At 68.0% G+C, this 1,057-nt stretch carries 1 protein-coding gene; it reads left to right on the top strand.

Annotation, left to right across the window (positions count from 1 at the left end):
- Window positions 1–1,057: class I tRNA ligase family protein (locus tag ABTY04_RS41055; protein ID WP_352218531.1), on the top strand; the 1,057-nt coding region annotated here is incomplete at both ends.

The raw sequence follows: 1,057 nt of genomic DNA, 5'->3' as shown, positions 1-1,057 counted from the left end.
TACGAGCACAGCTATCCGCACTGCTGGCGCTGCCACACGGCCCTGCTCTACTACGCGCAGCCGTCGTGGTACATCCGCACCACCGCGGTCAAGGACGCGATGCTGCGGGAGAACGAGAAGACGAACTGGTTCCCGGACTCGGTCAAGCAGGGCCGCTTCGGTGACTGGCTGAACAACAACATCGACTGGGCGCTCTCCCGCAACCGGTACTGGGGTACCCCGCTGCCGATCTGGCGCTGCGAGGAGAACCACCTCACCTGCGTCGGCTCGCGCGCGGAGCTGTCCGAGCTGTCCGGGCAGGACCACTCGAACCTGGACCCGCACCGCCCGTACATCGACGACGTGACCTTCACCTGCACGCACGAGGGCTGCTCGCTGGAAGCGGTCCGCGTCCCCGAGGTCATCGACGCCTGGTACGACTCGGGCTCGATGCCGTTCGCGCAGTGGGGCTACCCCTACAAGAACAAGGAGGTCTTCGAGAAGCGCTACCCGGCGCAGTTCATCTCGGAGGCCATCGACCAGACCCGCGGGTGGTTCTACACCCTGATGGCGGTCGGCACCCTCGTCTTCGACAAGTCCTCGTACGAGAACGTGGTCTGCCTCGGCCACATCCTCGCCGAGGACGGCCGCAAGATGTCCAAGCACCTGGGCAACATCCTCCAGCCGATCCCGCTCATGGACCAGCACGGCGCGGACGCCGTGCGCTGGTTCATGGCGGCCGGCGGCTCCCCCTGGGCGGCCCGCCGCGTCGGCCACGGCACCATCCAGGAAGTCGTCCGCAAGACGCTCCTCACGTACTGGAACACCGTGGCCTTCCAGGCCCTGTACGCCCGTACCTCGCAGTGGGCCCCCTCGGCGGCCGACCCGGCGCCGGCCGAGCGCACGGTCCTGGACCGCTGGCTGCTCTCGGAGCTGAACACGCTGGTGGCCGAGGTCACCGAGGCGATGGAGTCCTACGACACCCAGCGCGCGGGCAAGCTCCTGTCCGCCTTCGTGGACGACCTGTCGAACTGGTACGTGCGCCGCTCCCGCCGCCGTTTCTGGCAGGGCGACAAGG

Source organism: Streptomyces sp. NPDC097981 (assembly GCF_040302565.1).
GTDB lineage: Bacteria > Actinomycetota > Actinomycetes > Streptomycetales > Streptomycetaceae > Streptomyces.
Note: the sequence above shows the minus strand (reverse complement) of the source record. Positions and strands in the feature narration are given on the sequence as shown.